Here is a 1,047-nt window from a genome sequence, read left to right on the forward strand (position 1 = left end):
GCGCAAACTCGGCGGCCAGAACCGTCTGCCGCAGATCATCCAGGGGGTTGAGTTCCGCGACGGCCTCCGTCAACTTCAAGCAGCCGCCTGACCAGGCGTCACCAACTTTCGCCAATATCTCAACCACATTGTAATCATCCGGCGTAGGCCACGGGTGCTGGCTTCTTCTACGTCACTGCCTCGGGTCCGCGACGACGTAAGGCCCACTTCTTGGCGAGCCGAATCAAGCGCTCGATGATGCTGTCGCTCTCGACATTTTCTGCGTCGAAGTCCCCACCCGACCACTGGACCATGTCCTCGTGTTGCTCATGATCGGGATCCGCGAGCGCTTCGAGAAATTCCTCGTAGCCCCACGCTCCGCCGACGTCCTCGGGCGGACAGGCGCCGGTGGCCTTCAGCAGCCGTGAATAGGTCATGCCCGGGGCGGCCTTGTTGACCCGCTCGATCTGGATGCTGTGGTCCCAGTCATCGCCGAAGTCGTAGACATACTGGATCGTCCTGGTTGAGTAGCTTTTCGAGGTCATCTTCGTCGCGTCTACAGGGCCATCGTAGAACCCCTCCGGATCGGGCACGCCTCATGCAGTGTCACCGACGCGGAACTCGTAGAGATGAGCGTCCGACCAGCCCATGGCCACCTGGATGACCTCATGCAGCCGATCGAGCCTGATCTTCAGCGGCACTTCGATAGGGCGCATCGGCATTGGATCGACGTCGTTCAGGATGATCCGGAGGCGGGCGATCAGGGTCATGCAGCTACCCTCTGCGCAGTTCGACACCAGTTCCAGGGCAGGAAATCCGGCACCCGGGAGGCCGTCGTGCCAGGCAGCCGTGCAAGGACATCGGCAAGCCAAGCCTGAGGATCGACATCGTTCATCTTTGCGGTGACGATGAGAGAATACTTGAAGGCGGCGCGATCACCGCCGCGCTGTTAGCGTCCGAGGAGCTGGTGTAATTTCGTCGCCGCTGGCGGTGTGATCCCGGGTGGCCATCGAGGTGTAGGATCGAGGTGGAGTTTGGCGACTTCAACCACGGACCTTACGGAGACCC

General features: G+C 61.2%; 2 pseudogenes. Both read right to left on the reverse strand.

Annotation, left to right across the window (positions count from 1 at the left end):
• Window positions 1–167 precede the first annotated feature (167 nt).
• A pseudogene (locus OC184_RS20345) lies at window positions 168–749 on the reverse strand (plasmid pRiA4b ORF-3 family protein).
• Window positions 746–928, reverse strand: a pseudogene (locus OC184_RS20350) (transposase domain-containing protein); the annotation flags it as partial. The pseudogenes OC184_RS20350 and OC184_RS20345, both read right to left, overlap by 4 nt.
• Between the last annotated feature and the right edge of the window lie 119 nt (window positions 929–1,047).

It is taken from the genome of Paracoccus rhizosphaerae (assembly GCF_026162645.1).
GTDB classification, from domain to species: domain Bacteria; phylum Pseudomonadota; class Alphaproteobacteria; order Rhodobacterales; family Rhodobacteraceae; genus Paracoccus; species Paracoccus rhizosphaerae.